Annotated in this window: 23 protein-coding genes, 5 tRNA genes and 1 other RNA gene; 20 read left to right on the top strand and 9 right to left on the bottom strand. The window is 68.6% G+C overall.

Annotation, left to right across the window (positions count from 1 at the left end):
- The first annotated feature begins 4 nt into the window (after positions 1–4).
- From AAFF32_RS16660 to AAFF32_RS16645, 4 genes are all read left to right on the top strand, one after another.
- Positions 5–79, top strand: a tRNA-Val gene (locus tag AAFF32_RS16660).
- 51 nt (positions 80–130) lie between these two features.
- A tRNA-Asp gene (locus AAFF32_RS16655) sits at positions 131–207 on the top strand.
- Between the two features lie 112 nt (positions 208–319).
- Positions 320–396 (top strand) — tRNA-Asp (locus AAFF32_RS16650).
- A gap of 187 nt (positions 397–583) precedes the next feature.
- Positions 584–2563, top strand: a complete 1980-nt coding sequence (locus AAFF32_RS16645) for a peptidyl-prolyl cis-trans isomerase (RefSeq protein ID WP_342315801.1) — start codon at positions 584–586, stop codon at positions 2561–2563.
- Positions 2564–2664: 101 nt separating this feature from the next.
- On the opposite strand, the gene AAFF32_RS16640 is transcribed toward AAFF32_RS16645, so the two are convergent.
- The 3 genes from AAFF32_RS16640 to gloB all read right to left on the bottom strand — a co-directional run bounded on the left by AAFF32_RS16640 (position 2665) and on the right by gloB (position 5573).
- Entirely contained in the window at positions 2665–3459 is a 795-nt protein-coding gene (locus AAFF32_RS16640) for an enoyl-ACP reductase (protein ID WP_216962539.1), read from the bottom strand.
- Between the two features lie 114 nt (positions 3460–3573).
- Complete coding sequence (locus AAFF32_RS16635) at positions 3574–4809, bottom strand: transglycosylase SLT domain-containing protein (RefSeq protein WP_342315800.1); 1236 nt, start codon at positions 4807–4809, stop codon at positions 3574–3576.
- Positions 4806–5573: a hydroxyacylglutathione hydrolase gene (gloB, locus tag AAFF32_RS16630; protein ID WP_342315799.1), complete on the bottom strand. Its 768-nt coding sequence runs from the start codon at positions 5571–5573 to the stop codon at positions 4806–4808. The genes AAFF32_RS16635 and gloB overlap by 4 nt, the downstream gene beginning before the upstream one ends.
- Positions 5574–5605: 32 nt before the next feature.
- On the opposite strand from gloB, the gene AAFF32_RS16625 reads away from it, so the two are divergent.
- Genes AAFF32_RS16625 through dnaQ form a run of 3 tightly spaced genes read left to right on the top strand, consistent with a single transcriptional unit; the run spans position 5606 to position 7641 of the window.
- On the top strand, positions 5606–6376 hold the full coding sequence (locus AAFF32_RS16625; RefSeq protein ID WP_342315798.1) for a hypothetical protein: 771 nt from the start codon (positions 5606–5608) through the stop codon (positions 6374–6376).
- A gap of 7 nt (positions 6377–6383) precedes the next feature.
- Positions 6384–6869 carry a ribonuclease HI gene (rnhA, locus tag AAFF32_RS16620; RefSeq protein WP_216962528.1) on the top strand — a complete coding sequence of 162 codons (486 nt, stop codon included), beginning with the start codon at positions 6384–6386 and terminating at the stop codon, positions 6867–6869.
- A 31-nt stretch (positions 6870–6900) separates the two neighbouring features.
- Positions 6901–7641: a DNA polymerase III subunit epsilon gene (gene dnaQ, locus AAFF32_RS16615; RefSeq protein ID WP_216962524.1), complete on the top strand. Its 741-nt coding sequence runs from the start codon at positions 6901–6903 to the stop codon at positions 7639–7641.
- 29 nt (positions 7642–7670) lie between these two features.
- On the opposite strand, the gene AAFF32_RS16610 is transcribed toward dnaQ, so the two are convergent.
- Both AAFF32_RS16610 and AAFF32_RS16605 read right to left on the bottom strand, forming a co-directional pair.
- Complete coding sequence (locus AAFF32_RS16610; protein WP_216962521.1) at positions 7671–8375, bottom strand: PP2C family serine/threonine-protein phosphatase; 705 nt, start codon at positions 8373–8375, stop codon at positions 7671–7673.
- Positions 8376–8715: 340 nt separating this feature from the next.
- Positions 8716–8806, bottom strand: a tRNA-Ser gene (locus AAFF32_RS16605).
- 98 nt (positions 8807–8904) lie between these two features.
- Between AAFF32_RS16605 and AAFF32_RS16600 the strand changes: the two genes are divergently transcribed.
- Positions 8905–9312, top strand: a complete 408-nt coding sequence (locus AAFF32_RS16600) for a DUF6165 family protein (RefSeq protein ID WP_216962518.1) — start codon at positions 8905–8907, stop codon at positions 9310–9312.
- 34 nt (positions 9313–9346) lie between these two features.
- Complete coding sequence (locus tag AAFF32_RS16595) at positions 9347–9994, top strand: hypothetical protein (protein ID WP_342315797.1); 648 nt, start codon at positions 9347–9349, stop codon at positions 9992–9994.
- Between the two features lie 18 nt (positions 9995–10012).
- Here the strand turns inward: AAFF32_RS16595 and AAFF32_RS16590 are convergent, their stop codons facing one another.
- Positions 10013–10363, bottom strand: coding sequence for a hypothetical protein (locus AAFF32_RS16590; protein ID WP_216962513.1), 351 nt, complete (start codon positions 10361–10363; stop codon positions 10013–10015).
- Positions 10363–11448, bottom strand: a complete 1086-nt coding sequence (locus tag AAFF32_RS16585) for a glycosyltransferase family 9 protein (RefSeq protein WP_342317298.1) — start codon at positions 11446–11448, stop codon at positions 10363–10365. Before AAFF32_RS16585 ends, AAFF32_RS16590 begins: the two co-directional genes overlap by 1 nt.
- Positions 11449–11488: 40 nt before the next feature.
- On the opposite strand from AAFF32_RS16585, the gene AAFF32_RS16580 reads away from it, so the two are divergent.
- The 7 genes from AAFF32_RS16580 (at position 11489) to AAFF32_RS16550 (ending at position 16586) form a co-directional block, all read left to right on the top strand.
- On the top strand, positions 11489–12238 hold the full coding sequence (locus tag AAFF32_RS16580) for a 3-deoxy-D-manno-octulosonic acid kinase (protein ID WP_216962508.1): 750 nt from the start codon (positions 11489–11491) through the stop codon (positions 12236–12238).
- Between the two features lies 1 nt (position 12239).
- Positions 12240–12998 (top strand): MBL fold metallo-hydrolase, encoded by a 759-nt coding sequence (locus AAFF32_RS16575; protein WP_342315796.1) that lies wholly within the window; start codon positions 12240–12242, stop codon positions 12996–12998.
- On the top strand, positions 12995–14032 hold the full coding sequence (gene moaA, locus AAFF32_RS16570; protein ID WP_342315795.1) for a GTP 3',8-cyclase MoaA: 1038 nt from the start codon (positions 12995–12997) through the stop codon (positions 14030–14032). Before AAFF32_RS16575 ends, moaA begins: the two co-directional genes overlap by 4 nt.
- 200 nt (positions 14033–14232) lie before the next feature.
- Positions 14233–14721 carry a cyclic pyranopterin monophosphate synthase MoaC gene (gene moaC / locus AAFF32_RS16565; RefSeq protein WP_342315794.1) on the top strand — a complete coding sequence of 163 codons (489 nt, stop codon included), beginning with the start codon at positions 14233–14235 and terminating at the stop codon, positions 14719–14721.
- Positions 14718–14960, top strand: coding sequence for a MoaD/ThiS family protein (locus tag AAFF32_RS16560; RefSeq protein ID WP_216962497.1), 243 nt, complete (start codon positions 14718–14720; stop codon positions 14958–14960). Before moaC ends, AAFF32_RS16560 begins: the two co-directional genes overlap by 4 nt.
- Positions 14961–15134: 174 nt before the next feature.
- The gene (locus AAFF32_RS16555) at positions 15135–15560 is read left to right on the top strand and encodes a molybdenum cofactor biosynthesis protein MoaE (protein WP_216962494.1); all 426 of its coding nucleotides are present in this window, start codon (positions 15135–15137) and stop codon (positions 15558–15560) included.
- 18 nt (positions 15561–15578) lie between these two features.
- Positions 15579–16586 carry a gluconolaconase gene (locus tag AAFF32_RS16550; protein WP_342315793.1) on the top strand — a complete coding sequence of 336 codons (1008 nt, stop codon included), beginning with the start codon at positions 15579–15581 and terminating at the stop codon, positions 16584–16586.
- Between the two features lie 303 nt (positions 16587–16889).
- On the opposite strand, the gene ffs is transcribed toward AAFF32_RS16550, so the two are convergent.
- Positions 16890–16986, bottom strand: an RNA gene (ffs, locus tag AAFF32_RS16545) — signal recognition particle sRNA small type.
- Between the two features lie 56 nt (positions 16987–17042).
- Positions 17043–17135: transfer RNA gene (locus AAFF32_RS16540), tRNA-Ser, on the bottom strand.
- A 156-nt stretch (positions 17136–17291) separates the two neighbouring features.
- On the opposite strand from AAFF32_RS16540, the gene dnaX reads away from it, so the two are divergent.
- The 4 genes from dnaX to AAFF32_RS16520 all read left to right on the top strand — a co-directional run bounded on the left by dnaX (position 17292) and on the right by AAFF32_RS16520 (position 20729).
- On the top strand, positions 17292–19190 hold the full coding sequence (dnaX, locus tag AAFF32_RS16535) for a DNA polymerase III subunit gamma/tau (protein ID WP_216962491.1): 1899 nt from the start codon (positions 17292–17294) through the stop codon (positions 19188–19190).
- A 64-nt stretch (positions 19191–19254) separates the two neighbouring features.
- The gene (locus tag AAFF32_RS16530; RefSeq protein WP_216962488.1) at positions 19255–19575 is read left to right on the top strand and encodes a YbaB/EbfC family nucleoid-associated protein; all 321 of its coding nucleotides are present in this window, start codon (positions 19255–19257) and stop codon (positions 19573–19575) included.
- 74 nt (positions 19576–19649) lie between these two features.
- Entirely contained in the window at positions 19650–20246 is a 597-nt protein-coding gene (gene recR, locus AAFF32_RS16525) for a recombination mediator RecR (protein ID WP_216962486.1), read from the top strand.
- A gap of 129 nt (positions 20247–20375) precedes the next feature.
- A complete protein-coding gene (locus tag AAFF32_RS16520; RefSeq protein ID WP_342315792.1) occupies positions 20376–20729 on the top strand; it encodes a histidine triad nucleotide-binding protein in 354 nt (117 codons plus the stop codon).
- Positions 20730–20790 lie beyond the last annotated feature (61 nt).

The following is a 20790-nucleotide window of genomic DNA, read 5'->3' as shown; positions in this document are numbered from 1 at the left end:
CGACGGGTGCTTAGCTCAGCGGTAGAGCGTCTCCTTTACACGGAGAGGGTCGGGGGTTCGAAACCCTCAGCACCCACCATCGAGCACCCCACGGGTTGTTTGAAAAGTTTCACCAGGTTTTGAAGCATGCGGAGTGGTAGTTCAGTCGGTTAGAATGCTGGCCTGTCACGCCGGAGGTCGCGGGTTCGAGTCCCGTCCACTCCGCCAGTTTCGTCAAAGGCGCCGGGAACGGCGCCTTTGGTTTTATAATTAGTGAGAGGACCGGAAACGCGGCTTGCCGCGCCAGGGTTCGGGGCGCCAGTCCCAGGTTTCAAAGCGCGGAGTGGTAGTTCAGTCGGTTAGAATGCTGGCCTGTCACGCCGGAGGTCGCGGGTTCGAGTCCCGTCCACTCCGCCATTTTCGTCAAAGGGCACCGGAAACGGTGCCCTTTGTTTTTTTACAGGTCCGGGCAGCGGAAACGGCGCCTTCCGTTTTTCCGGCATCAACCCGTTTCCCGCCGATCGTCGAATTTCCCTCGACGGCCCGCCGTGCCGGCTTCCGGCCGCGCTAAACTGTCCGGCTTACGACTGAACGCGTCCCGGACATGCTGCAGAAACTACGCGACAAGACCTCCGGCTGGATCGCCACCGTGATCCTGGGCCTGTTGATCATTCCCTTCGCCTTCGTCGGCATCGAGCAGTACCTCGGCCAGCGCACCGACACCTCCGTCGCGCGCATCGACGCGCCGCCGACCTGGTGGCCGTCCGCGCCGTCATGGTGGCCGGTGTCGGTGTTCTGGACGCACGAGAAGATCGGTGTGGACGAGTTCCGCAACCGCTTCGAGCAGGAGCGCCAGCAGCGCCGCGCCCAGCAGGGCGAGGCGTTCGACGCACGGGCGTTCGAGAGCGCGGACAACAAGCGCGCCATCCTCGACAGCCTGATCGACGCGCGCGTGCAGGAGATCGCCGCGCAGCGCCAGGGCCTGGTCGTCAGCAACGCGATGGTGCAGAAGGCGATCATGGACGTGCCGGGCTTCCAGGTGGACGGCAAGTTCAACTACGACCGCTACAAGCTCGCACTCGCCTCGCTGGCGCCGCCGCAGAGCGAGCGGCAGTTCGAAGAGAACGTGCGCGACGACCTGCAGCGTTCGCTGCTCGCCGTCGGCGTGGGCAGCAGCAACTTCGTCACCTCTGCCGAGATGGACCGTCTGCTGCGCCTGATGGGCGAACAGCGCGACGTCGCGCTGCTGATGTTGCCGCCTCCCGCGGCCGACACCGCGGCCGTGAGCGCGGCCGAGATCCAGCAGTGGTACGACACCCACACCGCGCAGTTCCGTGCGCCGGAGATGGTCGAGATCGAGTTCGTCGAGGTCGACGGCAGCAAGCTGCCGGCCGTCGCGCCGGCCGACGACGCTGCGCTGCGGCAGCGTTACGAGCAGGAAAAGAACCGTTTCGTCGAGGCCGAGCAGCGTCTGGCGTCACACATCCTCGTGCGCGTGGATGAGAAGGCCGACGCCGCCGCCCAGAAGGCGGCCGAGGAGAAGGCCAAGCGCCTGGCCGAGCAGGCCAAGGCGCAGGGCGCCGACTTCGCCGCGCTCGCCCGCGCCAACAGCGACGACACCGGCTCGCAGGCCACGGGTGGCGACCTGGGTTGGGTGAGCAAGGGCATGATGGTGGCGCCGTTCGAGAACGCGCTGTTCGCGATGCAGGCAGGCGAGGTGAGCGGTCCGGTCAAGAGCGAGTTCGGCTGGCACGTCATTCAGTTGCGCGAGGTCAAGACGGGCGCACAGGAAAGCTTCGAGCAGGCACGCGAGACGCTGGCGCGCGAACAGGCCGAAGCCGATCGCGATCGCGCGATCAGCGAGTTCACGAGCCGCCTGGTCGACCTCACGCTGAAGAACCCGACGTCGCTGGCGCCTTCCGCGCGCGAGATGAACCTGCCGCTGCAGAAGCTCGGCCCGTTCTCGCGGGCGAACGCGCAGGGCATCGCCGCCAATCCGGCGGTGCAGCGCGTGGCGTTCTCGGAAGACGCGATCCAGGACGGGAACATCAGCGATCCGATCGAGATCGCCCCGGGCCACAGCGTGCTGCTGCGCGTCACCGCGCACACTCCGGAACGCGCGCAGCCGCTGGCGCAGGTGCGCGAGCAGGTGATCGCCGCCGTGCGCGCCGATCGCGCCGCAAAGGCCGCGCGCAAGGACGCCGAAGCGCTGGTCGCGCGTGTGAACGGCGGCGAGACGCTAGACGCCATCGCCGCGTCGAAGCAACTGCCGCCGCCGCAGGTCCTGCCGGGCGTGCCGCGCGGCGCGCCGGTGCCGGACGCTTCGGTGGCCCATGCGATCTTCGCGGTGCCGGCGCCGGCCGAAGGCAAGGTGTCGGCCGGTCACGCTGCACTGCCGAACGGTGCCATCGTGCTGTTCGCGGTGAACAAGGTCACGCCGGGTGATCTGGCCACCCTGCCGCCGCAGCAGCGCGAGATGCTGCAGCAGCAGATCGCCCAGGTGGGCGGTGGCGACGACGTGCGCGCGCTGGTCAACGCGCTGCGCAAGCGCGTCAAGGTCGAGGTGGTCGAGCAGAACCTCTGACCACCGCGTGACGCGCCGGGCTCCGGCGCGTCAACGGCAGCAGAAACAAAAAGGCCCGGCAATGCCGGGCCTTTTGTTTTGCGTGGGAACGGCGGTGACGTTTACTCGGTGTGGATGCCCGTCATGCCCATGATGTTGTAACCGGCGTCGACATACGTCACTTCGCCCGTCACGCCCGCGGCCAGGTCCGAGCACAGGAATGCGGCGACGTTGCCCACATCCTCGATCGTGACGGTGCGGCGCAGCGGCGCGTTCTCTTCGACATGGCCGAGGATCTTGCGGAAACCCGCGATGCCCGCCGCGGCCAGCGTCTTGATCGGGCCGGCGGAGATCGCGTTGACGCGCGTGCCTTCCGGGCCGAGGTTGAGCGCGAGGTAGCGCACCGAGGCTTCCAGGCTCGCCTTCGCCACGCCCATCAGGTTGTAGTTGGCCAGCGCGCGTTCGGCGCCCAGGTAGCTCAGGGTGATGATCGAACCATTGCGGCCCTTCATCATCGGGCGCGCGGCCTTGGCCATCGCCGACAGCGAATAGGCCGACACGTCGTGCGCAATCGCGAAGTTCTCGCGCGTCATGCCGTCGAGGAACTCACCGGCGATGGCTTCGCGCGGCGCGAAGGCGATGGCGTGCACGAGGATGTCGAAGCCGTCGTTCCAGCGCTGGCCGAGCTGTTCGAAGCAGGCGGCGATCTGTGCGTCGTCGCTGACGTCCAGCGGGATGACGATGTCGCTGCCGTATTCCTTCGCCGCTGATTCCACGCGCGACTTCAGCTTCTCGTTCTGGTAGGTGAACGCCAGTTCCGCGCCCTCGCGGTGCATGGCCTCGGCGATGCCGCTGGCGATCGAACGCTCGCTGGCGATGCCGGTGATCAGTGCACGCTTGCCTTGCAGAAAACCCATGAGCCGATTCCTCTGTGATGCCTTTTGGTGGTCGCGACCGCAGCGCGGTCGAGCAAAGGACCTAGTGTAGCCGCGGGCGACGCCGCGTTGCGGCGATGCGCCGGCGTAGGGTGGTCAGGGCGAGCCAGTGGCGGACGGCAGCGCGTCGCCCTGCCGGTCCAGCGCATCGATCAGCAGCTTCTGGCCCGGACGCAGCACGGCCTTGGCGGACAGCCCGTTGCGCTGCAGGAGATCGTCGACGCCGATGCGGTAGCGCTTGGCGATGGTCGAAGCGCTCTCGCCCTTGGCGACCGTGTGGCGACGCGGTTCGCGCGCCGGCGGTTCGTCGTCCGTCACGGCCATCGCCATGGCATCGCTGATGTCGTTGGGATCGGCGGGCCTGGCTTCGTCGGCGACCGCCCGAGCGCCCACATCGGCGATCGCCAGCAGGCGCGCGGCCGAGCCGCCCGCTGCCGTGATGCGGCCTTCGGGGAAGGCTGGATTCAAGCGCTTGAGCTGCTCGACGCTCTGGCCCGTGCGCGAGGCCCACTGGTCCATGCGCTGCACGCCCTTGGGCAGCGAGACCGCCTGCAGGCGCGGCACGTTGCGGTCGAGTGCGCGCATCCATTCCTCGCGATCGTCGGCCTGCTCGATCAGGCACGACAGCGCGTGCAGCTTGCGCACATAGGCGGTGGTGATGTCCGACAGACCGACGAGCTTGTCGATCTGCACGTTGCGCGCGTTCTGGCCGCTGCGCTTGAGCGCGCCGAGCACGCGGTATTCGCCGGCGTTGTAGGCCATCGTCGCCAGACGCCAGTCGCCGGCGAACATGCCGTGCAGCGTCTTGAGGTAGCGCACGGCGGCCTGGGTCGAATCGACGGGCGACAGCCGGCCGTCGTAACCGTTGCGTATCGTCACGCCGTGGTTGCGTGCGGTGATCGCGATCATCTGCCACAGCCCGGCGGGCCCGGCGGCACTGCGCGCGCCCGGACGGTAGCCGCTTTCCACGAAGGGGATCAGCGCGAACTCGGTCGGCACGTTGCTCTCGCGCAACGCATCCACGACGTACCCGAACAGGGGCAGCACATCGTCATTGCCCGCGGCCAGCCGGCGCGGCACATGGGCGAAATGCTGGCGCCAGCGCGGCGAGGTCGCGTCCGCATCGCATTCCGGCTCGGCCAGGCCATCGCGGAAGCTGCGGTAGATCTCCAGGCCGTTGCGGAGCGTCGGGTCGCCGGAGGAGCCCGTCGCCGTCGCTGCAGGCGCGGGCGACCCGGCGCCGGTGGCTTCCTGCGCGAAGACGGGTAGTGCGGTGCATGCGGCCAGACAGAGTGCGCCCAGCCGGTGACGCCATCGGGAAGCGCCCGTCACGCGACGAATCCGTCCTTCCAGCGCCGCAACGCGGCGAATGCATCGACGCTGTCGGCCGGCGCCTGGCCGGTCTCGCGCGCCAGGCTGGCGCGTACTTCGGGGCTGTCCACCCGCAGGAAGGGATTGGCCGCAAGTTCGTCGCCCAGCAGGCTGGGCAGGGTCGGTCGTCCGGTCTCGCGCATGGCCTGGGCCTCCTCGATGCGGCGCCGCAGCGCCCGGTTGCCGGGTTCTACCACGAGGGCGAAGGCCGCGTTTGCGAGCGTGTACTCATGTCCGCAACAGACCCGGGTCTCGGGGGGCAGGGCGGCCAGCCGCGAGAGGGAGGCATGCATCTGTCCCGGTGTGCCCTCGAACATGCGCCCGCAGCCCAGGCTGAACAGGGTGTCGCCGCAGAACAGCAGGCCGTGGCCGTGGTAGGCGACGTGGCTGCGGGTGTGGCCGGGGACGGTCAGGACGTTGAACTCCCAGCCGGCGATCCCGACCGCGTCCCCGCCGCCGACGCGGCGGTAGCTGGCGGGAATGCGGTCATCGTCCGGTGCGAAGACCGGCAGGTCGGGCCAGCGTTCCAGCAGGCCGGGCACGCCGCCGATGTGGTCGCCGTGATGGTGGGTCAGCAGGACGCCGGCCGGTTGCAGGCCGTGCTCGGCAGCGGCGAGGACGGGGCCCGCCTCGCTGGGGTCGACGATGAGCGCACGCATGCCGCCCTCGCCGGAGAGCGTCCAGATGTAGTTGTCGCTCAGTGCGGGCAGGGGTGTCAGGTGCATGGGGTGTCGGGAGTGGCCCGGAGGCGGCGTGCGTGTCGCACAATCCGACCGTACACGCCGCAGGTCGCGGCATCCTGGAAACGGTCCCGACCATGCCCGGCCCCCACTACCTGCGTCAATTGGAAACATCCGAATCGGCCCTGCGCTGGTTCAGCAGCGAGGCCGGGCAGGGGCTGGTGGCGGTGGAGGAAGCCGCGATGTTGCGCGTGTTGGCCGGTTGCCCCGCCGCACCCTGGGCGTGGCTGGGCGTGGACGGCGCGCCGGCGCCGGAGGTCGGCGGGCGCGGTCTGCTGCTCAGGCGCGCGGGGCTGGGGTTCCATGGTGCGGTGCGGTGCCGCCTGCCGCTGCCGGTGGCCAGCGAAGTGTTCGGCGCCGTGCTGCTGCAGCACGCGCTCGACGACGACGTGCCGATCGAGCCCTTGCTCGACGAATGCGCCCGCGTTCTCGCGCCGGGCGGCGTACTGTGGCTCGCCGTACTGAACCCGTGGAGCCCGTACCACCTACGTTGGGCCCGCACCGGCCTGCGTGCGTACGACCCGGGCGTGTGGCAATCGGCGCTGCGACGCGCCGGTTTCGCCGCCGATACGGTGAGCCTGCAATGGCTCGGGCCGCACTGGCGCGTTGCGCACGGTGAAGTCGGCGTTGGCGCGTCCGATCGCCTGCGCGCCGGTGTCGCGCTGACGGTGAACAAGCGCGTGCACGCACTGATCCCGCCCAAGCCGTTGCGCGGGCTTCGTTGGCAGGCAGGCACGCGCACGCATCTGGTCCGACGCACACCGGTGTCGTCGTCGGACAAGCGATAATGGCGCCATGAATCACGCTGATCCGACGTCGTCATCTCCCAGCTCCCCCAAACACATCGAAGCCCACACCGACGGCGCCTGCCTGGGCAATCCCGGCCCGGGCGGTTGGGCCGCACTGTTGCGTTATCGCGGCCACGAGCGCGAACTCGCCGGCGGCGAGGCCGACACCACGAACAACCGCATGGAGCTGATGGCCGCGATCATGGCGCTGGAAGCGCTGAGCGAGCCGTGTACGGTGGTGCTCACCACCGACTCCCAGTACGTGCGCCAGGGCATCACCGAGTGGATCAACAACTGGGTGCGACGCGGCTGGAAGACCGCCGCTGGCGATCCGGTGAAGAACCGCGATCTGTGGGAGCGCCTGCACGCGGCGTCGCAGCGCCACCGCATCGAATGGAAGTGGGTGAAGGGCCACTCCGGCGATCCCGACAACGAACGCGTGGACGTGCTCGCCCGCACCCAGGCGCAGCGCTTGCGCGCCGCCGCACGCTGAGCCGCGACGGAAACATGTGAGAATGCAGCCGATGCGGCAGATCATCCTCGATACCGAAACCACCGGCCTGAGCTGGGAACGCGGCAACCGCGTGGTCGAAATCGGCTGCGTCGAATACGTGGAGCGCCGCCCCAGCGGCCGCACGTTCCACGTCTACCTCAAGCCGGACTGCGACTTCGAGCAGGGCGCGCAGGAAGTGACCGGCCTGACGCTGGAATTCCTCGCCGACAAGCCGGAATTCGCGCAGGTCGCCGAGGAGTTCCTCGCCTTCATCGAAGGCGCCGAGCTGATCATCCACAACGCCGCGTTCGACCTGGGCTTTCTCGACAACGAGCTGCGCCGGCTGGGCGAGCAGTACGGGCGCATCAAGGATCGCTGCACGGTCGAAGACACGCTGCTGCTGGCGCGTCAGCGGTTCCCGGGCCAGCGCAATTCGCTGGATGCGCTGTGCAAGCGCCTGGGCGTGGACAACTCGCATCGCCAGCTCCACGGCGCGCTGCTCGACGCGCAGATCCTGGGCGATGTGTACCTGGCGCTGACGTCGGGCCAGGAAGAAATCGGCTTCGCCGTGGACGCCGTCGCCAATGCGGTGGAAACGGTGCACTTCCGCAGCGATCCCAATGCCGCGCGTCCGCGCGTGCAGATCAGCCCCGAGGAGCGGGCCGCGCACGAGGCGCGTCTGGAAAAGCTCCGCAAGAAGGCCGGCAAGGTCGTCTGGGACCAGTTCAACGTGGTCGAGGCGGACGCCAACGCGGAACTCGCCACCGCCTGACGGTGGTGGCGCGCCTCTCGGCGCGGGAATCAGTGGTGGCGAACGAGGATGACGGTGACGTTGTCCGAACCGCCGCCGTCCAGCGCCGCGGCGACCAGCGTATCCACGCATTCCTGCGCGCTGCAGTCGGCCTGCGAGAGCACGCGTGCGATGCCGCGATCATCGACTTCTTCGGTCAGCCCGTCGCTGCACAGCAGCAGCTGCATGCCGGGCTTGAGCTCGCCGGTCATGGTTTCCACGTTGAGGTTGCGCGGGTCGGTCACGCCCAGCGCCTGCGTCACCACGTTGCGATGCGGGTGGCTGCGGGCCTGCTCCTGGGTGATCGCGCCGTTGGCGATCAGCTCCTGGACGTAGCTGTGGTCCTGCGAAAGCTGGGCCAGGTGGCCCTCACGCCACAGGTAGACGCGGCTGTCGCCGACCCAGGCCACTTCGAAGCGGTTGTTGACGATGCGCGCGGCAACCACGGTCGTGCCCATCGGCAGCGCGTCGTTGCGGCGTTTGGACGTGCGGATGATCTCTTCGTCGGCGATGCGGATGGCCTGCGCCAGCGGCGTGCCGTCGCGGATCTCGCGCACGATGGTCTCGCGCGCCAGGGCGCTGGCGACCTCGCCGTATTCATGACCGCCCATGCCGTCGGCCACCAGCCACAGCCCGAGCTCGCCGTCACCGTAGTAGGTGTCTTCGTTCAGCTCGCGGCGCAGGCCGACGTGCGTGAGGTGTCCGAATTCGATCATGCGTCGGGTGGCTTCGCGTCGTCGGGTCTTTCAGGCGGTAACGGAATGATCGGGGTGTGGCGGCCGCGAGGCAAGGAGGACGGACGGCGGGTGAATTCGGCGCGATGGGGGAGTGAGCCGAGGCGGGAGTATGGGCCACGAACGCACTGCGACCTGACACGGGATGGATTCGCGCCATCCATGGCCCTCACCCTTCGGCGCTTCGCGCCTGCGGGGCAGCCTGCGGCTGTCCAAATCGGCTGTCCAGCCGATTTGTCGAACCGAGGGTTCAAACCAAAGTCCGCGCTCACCCCCAGGCAAAAAAGAAGGGCCCCCTTTCGGGAGCCCTGTCTTTCATATCTGGCGGAGAGGGAGGGATTCGAACCCTCGGTACGCTATAAACGTACGCCTGATTTCGAGTCAGGTACATTCAACCACTCTGCCACCTCTCCGGGTGCAGTGAGCCGGCAATTCTACGGGCGCGAAGCGCGCGCGGCAAGCCGTCCTGGAGGCCGGCTACACTGTAGCCCCCTGAATGAACGGCCCCGTCATGTCCGAAATCCTCGTCCCGGTCTCCTTTGGCGAACTGCTCGACAAGATCGCGATCCTGCAGATCAAGTCCGAGCGCATGACCGATCCGGCCAAGCTGGAGAACGTCCGCAACGAGTTGTCCGCGCTGGAAAAGACCTGGATGGCCCATCCGGCCGCCGGCAAGGACATCGCCCGCCTGCGCGCGGACCTGAAGGCCGTCAACGAGCGGCTGTGGGTGATCGAGGACGACATCCGCATCAAGGAAAAGGCCCAGGCCTTCGACGAGGAGTTCATCCGTCTGGCGCGCAGCGTCTACTTCGAGAACGACGAGCGCGCGCGGATCAAGAAGGACATCAACCTCGCGCTGGGTTCGTCCTACGTCGAAGAGAAGTCCTACCAGGACTACAAGACCGGCAACACGCCTTGATTGGATGACTCATCCGTCTGGCGGGGAGGCCGGCGTGAAGGAGCGTGTTTCCTGGTGGCATGACGATCTGCTTGCCTGGGTGTGTCCGGGCGGCTTGCTGGTGACCGCGCTCATCGTGCGTTTCCCGGTGACGCTGCATGTGCTTCGGGCCCAGGCGCCGGAGCTGACGCTGCCTGCGTGGCTGGCCGCCGCTTATGTGCTGGGCCTGGCGCTGAGTCCGCTGGGGCGTCTCATCTATTCCGTGGCGCAGGGCATCGTTTGGCCGCGCCTGCGCCAGGCCTGGGCTCCGGCCATCAAGTTCCTCGGCGAGCGGCTGGCGCGGACGGAAGGGCTGGTCGTCCCGGACGCCATGCAAATGTCCACGTCGCTCTTTCACGATGTCGACCGACGCCTGCGCGAGTACCTGGAGGCGGTGGATCCGTCGTCCCGCGCCGTGCTCAACCGGATGAAGGTCCTGTGCAGCATGGCGTGCAATGCGGCTGCGGCATGTCTGGTCTTTGTCGCGATCGATGCGATCGCAGGCAACGCCACGACCTGGACACCGGCCCAGTTCGGTGCCGGAATGCTGGCGATCCTCCTCGCGCTGATCGCCGCGGTCTATCGCGAGCGCCGGCGTCAGCGCACGCAATTGTCGATCTGGCGTCGGTTGCAGATCAGCGACCGCGCTCCATCGGGTCAGTGACGACGCGCCCGCTGGCCGCTAACGCGCCAGCGCGAATGCCGCCACGGCGAACGCCAGCACTGCCGCGGTGACCGCCACCCCGACGATCCACTGCATCGCGTGAAGCCGGCGATCGTGTTCGGCCTGCTGGCGGCGCAGATCGGCCAGCGTGCTTTCCAGCTGCGTGGACGCCTGTTTCAACGCCGACAGCGTCTGCTCCATCTCGCCGGCCAGTGTGCGGATCGCCTGGTCGTTGCGATCGACCGCGTCCTGCAGTTCGCGGATCTGCTGCGGAATCTGCGAAGGCTCGCGGCTGCGAGTAAACATCGGCCGCGCGGCGCGGATCAACTCCGGCAGCAGCGGCGCGACGACGGTGAACCAGGCGGCCATCATGGCTCCTCCCGCGACGCCGGCGCGGCGTGGTCGGCGCAGTAGCGCTCGAACGCGGCGATGGCGTCGTCGACGGTGATCAGGTCCATCACGCCGGCATGCTCGATCTTCGTGCCCCAGCGCAGTTCGGAGGCGGGTTTGCCCAGGTACTTGCGCGCGGCGTCGTCGTAACGGTCCACGCAGTAGCGGCGGTCGCTGTAGGGCCCGCTGCGCACCGGGTTGCTCGCCGCGTGCAGGCCCAGCACCTTGGTGCCCATCGCGTTGGCGATGTGCATCGGCCCCGAGTCCGGAGTCAGCAGCAGCTGGCCGCGTTCCAGCAGCGCCGGGAGCTGCTTGAGCGTGTCCTTGCCGATCAGGTCCAGCACCGGCTGTCGCATCGCGGCGATGATCGCGTCGCCCGTGGTGCGTTCGAGTTCGCTGCGTCCGCCGCACAGCACCACGCGCCAGCCTCGTCCGGCCGCATGGTCGGCGACGGCGGCGGTACGTTCGTTCGGCCAGTTGCGCAGCTCATGGCTCGAACACGGTGAGATCAGCAGCGTCGGCACGCCATCGCGCGGCCACTGCGCCCGCGCCCATTCGCGCGCCTCGTCCGGGACCGGCAGGTCCCAGCGCACGTGGTCCTGGCGCAGACCCAGCGGTTCGCAGAAGCTGCCGATGGCGTCGAGCACATGGATGCCCGGACGGTCCGGGATGCGCTCGTTGATGAAAACCCCGTGCAGGTCTTTCGAACGCGAGCGGTCGTATCCCACGCGCCGGCGCGCCGGAATGAAGGCCGACAACAGGTTCGCACGCGCGGCCACCTGCATCTGCAGCAGCACGTCGAAACGGCGCGCATCGCCGAGACGTTCGCGCAACTGCGCGCGCAGCGCACGCATGCCGGCGACGCCAGTCTTCTTGTCGTATTCGACAAAGTCCACGCCGGGCAGGCCGGCCAGCAGGCGGTGCTCGCCCTTGCCGATGACCCAGGTCAGCCGCACCTGCGGCCAGGCCGCCTGGAGCGTGCGCACCAGCGGTACGACGTGGGTCACATCGCCCAGCGCCGACAGGCGCAGCAGGCAGATCGAAGCGGGAGCGGGAGTTGCGATGGAGGAGGCAGCGGGCACGTGAATTGCTAGACTCCGGCGAATGACGGGGTTCGATGCTGCCGAAGAGTTGACGCCGTTCCGCGACGACAGCGGGTACGGAGCCATTCTGTTCGACCGTAACCGGGTGCGGCAAGCAAGCCCGGAATGGTTCGTGCCGTCCTTCTGGCAGCAGCGCGCGCGCCCGGTCGAAAGTGGCGGGCGCGGCGGTGCATGGTTCGTCGATGCACCCTTCGGCCCGGCGCTGCTGCGTCGCTACCTGCGCGGCGGACTGGTGGCGAAGGTCAGCCGCGATCGTTACTGGTGGCACGGCGCGGCCAGCACGCGCAGCTTCGCCGAGTTCCGCCTGACCCGCACGATGGCCGAGAAAGGCGTGCCCGTGCCCCGGCCCATCGCCGCCTGCTACCGCCGCGATGGCCTGTTCTACCGTGCGGCGATCCTGTTGGAGCGCCTGGACGACGTTCGCTCGCTCGCCGACCGCGCCGCGGTCGCCGGCGACGGCGCCCCCTGGGAAGAGGCCGGCCGGCTGATCGCCCGGGCCCACCGGGCCGGGCTCGACCATGCTGACCTCAACGCCCACAACCTTCTTTTCACGACCACCGGGCGAGGCTGGATCATCGACCTGGACCGCGGCCGGATCCGCATCCCCGCCACCGGCTGGCGCGAGCGCAACCTGGCCCGGCTCAAGCGCTCGCTGCTGAAGCTGCGCGGGAAGCGGTCGGTGGACGAGGTCGAACGGGATTTCGGCCGCCTGCATGCGGCCTACGATCGGGCCTGGGAACGAGGCTACTGAGATGGCGTGGCAATTGCGTCTGCATGGCGTCGGCAATGCGTCGGCGGTCGAACTCGGCTCGGCGATGGCGACCATCGAGCGTGACGGCGCGCCGTGGCTGACCATCGACTGCGGCGGCGAGGGGCTCACCGCCTACCAGGCGTACTACGGCGATATGCCGCGCGCGCTGTTCATCACGCATACGCATCTGGATCACGTGGCGGGCTTCGAGCGTCTGTTCGTCACCAGCTATTTCGACCCGGCGCGGCGCGGTCGCGTGCGCCTCTACGTGCCGGCGTCCGTGGTTCCGCTGCTGCACCAGCGCGTGGGCGACTACCCCAACGCACTGGCCGAAGGCGGCGTGAACTTCTGGGATGCGTTCCAGGTGATTCCGGTCGGCGGCTCGTTCTGGCACGACGGCGTGCGCCTGGAAGTGTTTGCCACGCGCCACCACTGGCCTGAAACCGCCTACGGCCTGCGCCTGCACGGCAGCATGGTGTGGACCGGCGACACCCGGCCCATTCCCGAGATGCTGGCGCGCTATGCCGATGCCGGCGAACTCATCGCGCACGACTGCGCCCTCCACGGCAATCCGTCGCACAGCGGCATCGAGGACCTGGAGCGCGAGTACGCGCCGGCCCTGCTGGAACGTTGCCTGCTCTACCACTACGGCAATCGCGAGGAAGGCGAGATCCTCGCCGCGCGCGGTTATCGCGTGGCGCACCCGGGCCAGGTCGTCGGCCTGGTCGAACCCACCGCGGCGCAGGCCGAGCCCGCATGAACGCCGCCGTTCCCGCGCCGCTCCCGCAGCACGCCGCGCTGCCGCTGGATCGACGCGGCCGGCCGTTGCGCGACCTGCGGCTGTCGGTGATCGAAGCCTGCAACTTCCGTTGCCCGTACTGCATGCCGGCCGATCGCGTGCCGGACGATTACGGCTTCGATGCCGCCACGCGCCTGTCGTTCGACGAGATCGAAACGCTGGTGCGCGGCTTCGCGCAACTGGGCGTGCACAAGCTGCGCATCACCGGCGGCGAGCCGCTGCTGCGCAAGGGGCTGCCGACGCTGATCGAGCGGCTCTCGCGAATTGCGGGCCTGGACGACATCGCGCTGACCACCAACGGCTCGCTGCTGGCCGCGCAGGCGCGTGCGTTGCGCGAGGCGGGACTGGGCCGCATCACGGTGAGCCTGGACGCGATGGATCCGGCACGCTTCCGCGAGATGTCCGGTGGTCGCGGCGACATCGTCCAGGTGCTCGCCGGCATCGAGGCAGCGCGGGCGGCGGGATTCGCCTCGATCAAGATCAACTGCGTGGTCGAACGCGGCATCAACGACGACCAGGTGTTGCCGCTGGTGTCGCATTTCCGCGGCACGGGCCATGTCGTGCGCTTCATCGAGTTCATGGACGTGGGCACCTGCAACGACTGGTCGCGTGACCGCGTCGTTCCGTCGGCCGAATTGCGCGACCGCATCGCCGCGCGCTGGCCGCTGCGTGCGCTGGAAGCGAACTACCGGGGCGAAGTCGCCTCGCGTTACGCCTTCGAGGACGGGCAGGGCGAGGTGGGCTTCGTCAGTTCGGTGAGCGAACCGTTCTGCGGCGACTGCCACCGCGCCCGCGTCTCCGCCGACGGACGCCTGTACACCTGCCTGTTCGCCGGCGACGGACACGACCTGCGCCCGGCGCTGTCGCAAGGCGTGGACGCGCTGCGCGAACATGCGGCGGGCGTGTGGACCGAGCGCGCGGACCGCTACAGCGAAGTGCGCGGCGCGGCGAACGCCTCGCGCCGGCATGTCGAGATGTTCCTGATCGGCGGGTGAGGCAGGCCGCTTGCGCGGCACTGCCGCGCGGCCTGCCGAACGACCGGCCAGGATGGCCGGGCAGGGCCACCCGGAGCCTGGAGCGCGCCGCCATGGATGGCAATCAACCGCTTGATCGCAGTGATGCTTGCGCGGCACTCGGTGGCCCATGTCGCCGCGTCCAGCGTGCATCCCAGGCCCCCCCTCGCCACAATATCCCCATGAAGAAGCCCGCCAAGAAGCTCACCCATCTCGACCCGCGCGGCCGGCCGGCGATGGTCGACGTCTCCGACAAGGCGACGACTGCACGCGAGGCCCGCGCCGAATGCCGCGTGCGATTCCCCGCGGACGTGGCGCGACAACTGCGAGCCTCGGGACTGAAGAGCGCGAAAGGCGGCATCGTCGAGACGGCGATCATCGCCGGCACGATGGCGGTCAAGCGCACGCACGAGTTGATCCCGTTCTGTCATCCGCTGCCCATCGACGGCTGCCGCATCGGCATCGAATGGGATGGCGAATCGGCGCTGCGTATCGAATGCGCGGTGAAGACCATGCACCGCACCGGCGTGGAGATGGAAGCGCTGACTGGCGCGACCGTCGCCGCGCTCACCGTCTACGACATGTGCAAAGCACTGTCGCACCGCATCGTGCTCGGCCCGGCGAAGCTGCTGGGCAAGCGCGGTGGTCGCCACGATTTCGGAGCGTTGTGATGGCGCGCGTGACGGTGCTGTATTTCGCCAGCCTGCGCGATGCGGCAGGTGTGGCGTCCGAAATCGTCGACCTCGACGGCGATTTGCACGCGCTCTATGCCGCACTGCGCGAACGCCATGGTTTCGTGTTGCCGCCCGAACGCCTGCGCGTTGCGGTGGACGGCGCATTCGCGCGCTGGGGCGACGCGGTGCGCGAAGGCAGCGAGGTCGCATTCATCCCGCCGGTGAGCGGTGGGTGAGGCAGGCCGCTTGCGCGGCACTGCCGCGCGGCCTGCCGAACGACCGGCCATGGATGGCCGGGCCGGGCGACCCGGAGCGCGAAGCTTGTCGCCATGGACGGCATCCAATAGCCCGATCGCAGCGAGGCTTGCGCGGCATCGCAGCAATCACCGCCTGATGCCACAATCCGCCCCATGCCCCGTTTCTCTCTCTCGCAAACCCCCATCGACACCGCCACGCTGCGAACGCAGTTGCTCGACGACCGCGGCGGCGGCTACGCGAGTTTCGAAGGCTGGGTGCGCAACCACAACGAAGGCCGCGACGTGCACGGGCTGCGCTACGAGGCCTACGTCACGCTCGCGGAGGCGGAGGGCGAGAAGGTGCTTCACGAGGCCATGCACCGGTTCGCCATCCTCGATGCGCGCTGCGTGCACCGCATCGGCGACCTTGCGATCGGTGACATGGCGGTGTGGGTCGGCGTCAGCGCCGCGCATCGCGATGCCGCCTTCGCCGCCTGCCGTTACGTCATCGACGAAGTCAAAGCGCGCGTGCCGATCTGGAAACACGAGCGTTACGCCGAAGGCGACGCCGGCTGGCTGCATCCCGAACCCAAGGACTGAACCTTCGGAGGATTCGCCGTGATTCGTAGTTTCGTGCTGCCGCTATACGTCGCCGCGATGCTTGCGGCCGGTCCCGCCCTCTCGACCGACCTGCTGGTCGGCAACAAGTCGGCCGATACGGTGTGGCGTCTGTCCACGAAGGACGGCACGCGACTGGGCGAATTCGCAACGGGGCAGGGCCCGCACGAAATCGTGATCAGCCGCGATCACCGCTTCGCGCTGGTCAGCAACTACGGCGCCGCGACGCCGGGCCACAGCATCACCGTGCTGCAACTGGGCGGAAAGGGCGGCACGCGCACGATCGACCTGGGCGACAACGGCAAGCCGCATGGCATGCGCCTGCTGCCGGGCGACGCGCGCGCCGTCGTAACCACGGAAGGTTCGCGCAAGTTGCTGCTGGTCGACATCGCCGCCGGACGCGTCGAACACGCCATCGACCTGGGCGAAGGGCGCGGCCACATGGTCGCACTGGCCGCCGACGGCAAGACCGCATTCGTCACCAAGATCGACGCCGGCACGGTGGGCCGCGTGGATCTCGCCTCGCGCACCAAGACGCACGAAGTCGCCGCCGGCGCGGGTGCGGAAGGCGTCGCCGTGCATCCGGGCAGCGGCCGGGTGTGGGTCAGCAATCGCGAAGCCGGCACGGTGACGGTGCACGATCCGGACACGCTGGCGATCGAGCACACGGTGTCCAGCCCGGGCTTTCCGATCCGCGTCGTGTTCACGGCCGATGGTCGTCATGCGCTGGTGACCAATGCGCGCGCAGCGACGTTGTCGGTGATCGACACCGCGACGAAGCAGGTGACGCACACCGTCGCGTTATCGAGCCCCGGCGCCGAGTACCGCGAGACCATGCTGGGTCGCGCCGCACTGCCGATCGGCGTCATCGCCGACCCGAAGCGACCGCGCGTGTACGCGGCGATCAGCGGCGGGGACGAGATCGCGGTGATCGATGCGACGCAGTGGAAGGTGATCGACCACTGGAAGACCGGCCGTGAGCCGGATGCGCTGGGCGTGGTGGAGTAGGGCGCGCGCGTGCCGTCATGCGGACGGTGCGGCTCGAACGTCAAAATGGATTCCAGCTTTCGCTGGAATGACGGTGCCTGACGGATGCGCTGCGGGTCTGGATCCCGGCCTTCGCTGGGATGACGGCGGGTTTCTTCGCCGGTTGTCGTGTCTGCTGCAGCGAGCGGCGCGCGTACAGACGAAGCAGCCCCCTTGGTAAGGGGGCGCCCCGGCAGGGGCAGGGATCGGAAGCACATAGCCGGCGCCCGAGATTCGCACCGCGAATCTTGGGATTTCAAATGTGCAGCATGCGAAATGGCGATGACCCCGCCGGCTTGCCTCGGCACCCGCGTCAGTCGATACCGTTGCTGCCTTCCGGCCCTGGCGGGGTTTTCGACCTAGCGTCGCGAGGGGCCGACGGGGCCACCATAGAGACGTTCATCAAAAGCCCCGCCGTGAAGCGGGGCTTGGGAAATCTGGCGGAGAGAGGGGGATTCGAACCCCCGAAGCGCGGTTTAGACGCTTACACACTTTCCAGGCGTGCTCCTTCAACCACTCGGACACCTCTCCGTTTTTCCCGGGATACCTTGCGGTATCGGCCTGAACGCGGCATTGGGCCGTGTCGAGGTGCACTCCAGGGCCGTGAATTCTAGCCGCCAGGGCCCGCCCGGACAAGCGCGGCGCATCTGTCGCAGCCGGCGCGATGCGGCGTGGCAGAATGAGGGCATGTCCTATCTCGTCCTCGCCCGTAAGTGGCGTCCGAAGCGCTTCGCCGAGTTGGTCGGGCAGGAGCATGTGGTCCGTGCGCTGAGCAATGCGCTCGATACGGGCCGCGTTCACCATGCGTTCCTGTTCACCGGCACGCGCGGTGTCGGCAAGACCACCATCGCCCGCATCTTCGCCAAATCGCTCAATTGCGAGCGTGGCACGTCGGCCGAGCCCTGCGGTGAATGCGCGGCCTGCCGCGACATCGACGCAGGCCGGTTCATCGACCTGCTGGAGATCGACGCGGCCAGCAACACCGGCGTGGACGACGTGCGCGAGGTCATCGACAACGCGCAGTACATGCCCAGCCGCGGTCGGGTGAAGGTCTACCTGATCGACGAAGTGCACATGCTGTCCAAGTCGGCCTTCAACGCGCTGCTCAAGACGCTGGAGGAGCCGCCGGGCCACGTGAAGTTCCTGCTGGCGACCACCGACCCGCAGAAGCTGCCGGTGACGGTGCTCTCGCGTTGCCTGCAGTTCAACCTCAAGCGCCTGGACGAGCAGCAGATCAACGGCCAGATGACGCGGATCCTGGAAGCCGAGGGCATTCCCGCCGAGGCCGGCGCGATCCGCCAGCTGTCCAAGGCCGCCGACGGCAGCCTGCGCGACGGCCTCTCGCTGCTGGACCAGGCCATCGCCTACACCGGCGCCAGCGCCGGCGGTGGTGTGCTCGCAGACGCGGGCGTCGCGGCGATGCTGGGCACGGTCGATCGCACGCGCGTGGGCGCGCTGCTGTCCGCCCTGGCGGAAGGCAAGGGCGAGCAGCTGTTGGCCGAAGTCGCGACGCTGGCCGAGTTCTCGCCGGACTGGGGCAGCGTGCTGGACGCCTTCAGCGATGCGCTGCACCGCGTGCAGGTGCGCCAGCTCGTGCCCGAGGCGCAGGTGGAGGCCGACGGCGTCGACCTCGATGCGCTCGCCGGCCGGCTGCGTCCGGAAGTCGTGCAGCTGTGGTACCAGATGGCGCTCAACGGCCGACGCGACCTCGCGCTCGCGCCGAGCCCGCGCGCCGGTTTCGAGATGAGCCTGCTGCGCATGCTGGCGTTCCGTCCGGCCGAAGGCGAGGGCGCGCGCGCTGCGTCGCCGTCGTCGGGCGCAAGCCGCGAGCCGGTGCGCAGCGCGGCGTCGGCCGCGCCGCCGGCGCCGTCGCCCGCGCCGCGCATGCCGCCGCCGAATCCCTTCGCCGATGCCGCCCCCGCCGCGCGACCTGCACCGCCGCCGCCGCGAGAGAGGCCGCAGCCGGAAGCGCCGCCGGTACGTGAGGCGACGCGACCCGTGCAAACGACATCGTCGGCCGATGATGTGCCGCCGTGGGAGGTTCCGCGTGAAGTCGTCCGGGACACTCCGCGCGAACCCGCTCCCGAACCCGTCCGCGCACCGCCGGTGGCCGCGGCCCCCGCGCCTGTCGCGCCGACCCCGGCCCCGAGCGCACCGCCGCCGCGTCCCGGCTTCGTCCACGACGCCGGCATCGCCGACGCCGATGCCTGGCATTCGCTGGTCGCCAATTCGAGCCTGCGCGGCCCGTCGCGCGTGCTGGCCGAACACGCCGGCTTCGTCGGCTACGCCGATGGCGTGTTGAGCCTGTCGCTTTCGCCCGCCGATGAACTCCTGCGCAGCAACGCGATGACGGTGAGCCTGGTTGCCGAAGCGCTCGCGCCGGCGCTCGGCGTCACGCCGCAGATCCGTTTCGTCGAAGGTTCGCGTCCGGCCGAATCGCTGCGCGAGCGCAACGACCGCGCGCGCGACGAACGCCAGGCCAACGCGGAAGCCAACTTCATGAGCGATCCCGACGTGCAGCGGTTGATCTCGCAGCACGGCGCCAAGGTGGTGCCGGATTCGATCCGGCCCTACGACGAGAACTGATTTCCCGCCGCGCGCCAGCGTCGCCGCGGCTCCTCAACGCCCCCAGAGAAACACGAGAACGAACATGCGTGGAAACATCGCCCAACTGATGCAGCAGGCGCAGCGGATGCAGGAAAACGTGCAGCGCGCGCAGGAAGAACTCGGCAAGCTGGAAGTCACCGGCAACGCCGGCGGCGGCATGGTCAGCGTGACCATCACCGGCCGCATGGAGTGCCGCAAGGTGCGCATCGATCCGAGCATCCTGTCGGACCAGGAAATGGCCGAGGACCTGATCGCCGCCGCCTTCAACGACGCGGTGAACAAGGTCAACGCCGAGTCGCAGGCCAAGATGTCGGCCGCCACCGCCGGCATGCCGATCCCGCCCGGCATGAAGATGCCGTTCTGATCCATCGCGGCGACGCAGCGGGGCGCGCGCAATGCCGTGCGCCCTCGTGAGGCGTCGCCGGATCCTGCCGACGCATGACGTCCTCACTTCTGGAACAACTGATCGACGCCTTCCGCGTGCTGCCGGGCGTCGGCCAGAAGTCCGCACAGCGCATGGCCTACCACGTGCTCGAACGCGAGCGCGCCGGCGGCCAGCGTCTGTCCGCCGCGTTGGCGGAGGCGGTAGAAAAAATCGGCCATTGCGAACGCTGCCGTGATTTCAGCGAAACGCAGGTCTGCGCGACCTGCGCCAGCGCGGCGCGTGATGCGCACCTGTTGTGCGCCGTGGAGTCGCCCGCCGACCGCCTCGCGATCGAGCAGGCCACGGGTTTTCGCGGCTTGTACTTCGTGCTGCAGGGACGGCTGTCGCCGCTGGACGGCATCGGCCCGCGCGAACTCGGCCTGGACACGCTGGCCGCGCGCCTGGCCGAAGGCGAGGTGCAGGAGCTGATCATCGCCACCAACCCCACGGTGGAAGGCGAAGCCACCGCGCACTACCTGGCGCAGCTGGCGCGCCAGCACGGCGTGCGTCCGAGCCGCCTCGCCCACGGCGTCCCGTTGGGCGGCGAACTGGAATACGTCGATCGCGGCACGCTCTCGCATGCCTTCGGCAGCCGCAGCGAGATGGAGTAAGGCCGGGATTTGATGAGAGGGATTCGGGCTTCGTGAAAGCCGCGAAGCGGATGCGGCGTATGCTTCCCCGAATCCCGAATCCCGAATCCCGAATCCCGAATCCCGAATCCCGAATCCCGAATCCCGCCCATGTCCGACACCATCTTCCACAAGATCATCCGCCGCGAGATCCCGGCCGACATCGTCTACGAAGACGATCACCTGATCGCATTCCGCGACATCGCGCCGCAGGCGCCGGTGCACATGCTGTTCGTGCCCAAGATCGACATCGCCACGCTCAACGACCTCGCGCAGGACCAGGCGGTGATCGTCGGCCGCCTCGCGCACGCCGCGGCGCAGTACGCCAAGCGCGAAGGATTTGCCGAAGACGGCTATCGCATCGTCATGAACTGCAACGGCCACGGCGGGCAGACCGTGTTCCAGATCCACCTGCACCTGCTGGCGGGTGCGCCGCTGGGGCGGTTTGGGACGCCGAAGGTCTGAAAGGCCGGGATTCGGGATTGGGGATTCGTAACAGCAAAAGCCCGCCATTCGGCGGGCTTTT

Origin of the sequence: Lysobacter sp. FW306-1B-D06B, from assembly GCF_038446665.1 — a bacterium.
Taxonomy (GTDB): domain Bacteria; phylum Pseudomonadota; class Gammaproteobacteria; order Xanthomonadales; family Xanthomonadaceae; genus Lysobacter_J.
This window is presented reverse-complemented; position numbering and strand designations above follow the sequence as displayed.

Coding starts and splice junctions, on each gene's coding strand:
- AAFF32_RS16530 (WP_216962488.1), top strand. CDS start 19,255: ATGCGTGGAAACATCGCCCAACTGATGCAGCAGGCGCAGCGGATGCAG.
- AAFF32_RS16555 (WP_216962494.1), top strand. CDS start 15,135: ATGCCCCGTTTCTCTCTCTCGCAAACCCCCATCGACACCGCCACGCTG.
- AAFF32_RS16580 (WP_216962508.1), top strand. CDS start 11,489: ATGACGGGGTTCGATGCTGCCGAAGAGTTGACGCCGTTCCGCGACGAC.
- AAFF32_RS16600 (WP_216962518.1), top strand. CDS start 8,905: ATGTCCGAAATCCTCGTCCCGGTCTCCTTTGGCGAACTGCTCGACAAG.
- recR (WP_216962486.1), top strand. CDS start 19,650: ATGACGTCCTCACTTCTGGAACAACTGATCGACGCCTTCCGCGTGCTG.
- AAFF32_RS16575 (WP_342315796.1), top strand. CDS start 12,240: ATGGCGTGGCAATTGCGTCTGCATGGCGTCGGCAATGCGTCGGCGGTC.
- gloB (WP_342315799.1), bottom strand. CDS start 5,573: ATGCACCTGACACCCCTGCCCGCACTGAGCGACAACTACATCTGGACG.
- dnaX (WP_216962491.1), top strand. CDS start 17,292: ATGTCCTATCTCGTCCTCGCCCGTAAGTGGCGTCCGAAGCGCTTCGCC.
- AAFF32_RS16520 (WP_342315792.1), top strand. CDS start 20,376: ATGTCCGACACCATCTTCCACAAGATCATCCGCCGCGAGATCCCGGCC.
- AAFF32_RS16610 (WP_216962521.1), bottom strand. CDS start 8,375: ATGATCGAATTCGGACACCTCACGCACGTCGGCCTGCGCCGCGAGCTG.
- rnhA (WP_216962528.1), top strand. CDS start 6,384: ATGAATCACGCTGATCCGACGTCGTCATCTCCCAGCTCCCCCAAACAC.
- AAFF32_RS16590 (WP_216962513.1), bottom strand. CDS start 10,363: ATGGCCGCCTGGTTCACCGTCGTCGCGCCGCTGCTGCCGGAGTTGATC.
- dnaQ (WP_216962524.1), top strand. CDS start 6,901: ATGCGGCAGATCATCCTCGATACCGAAACCACCGGCCTGAGCTGGGAA.
- AAFF32_RS16645 (WP_342315801.1), top strand. CDS start 584: ATGCTGCAGAAACTACGCGACAAGACCTCCGGCTGGATCGCCACCGTG.
- AAFF32_RS16640 (WP_216962539.1), bottom strand. CDS start 3,459: ATGGGTTTTCTGCAAGGCAAGCGTGCACTGATCACCGGCATCGCCAGC.
- moaC (WP_342315794.1), top strand. CDS start 14,233: ATGAAGAAGCCCGCCAAGAAGCTCACCCATCTCGACCCGCGCGGCCGG.
- moaA (WP_342315795.1), top strand. CDS start 12,995: ATGAACGCCGCCGTTCCCGCGCCGCTCCCGCAGCACGCCGCGCTGCCG.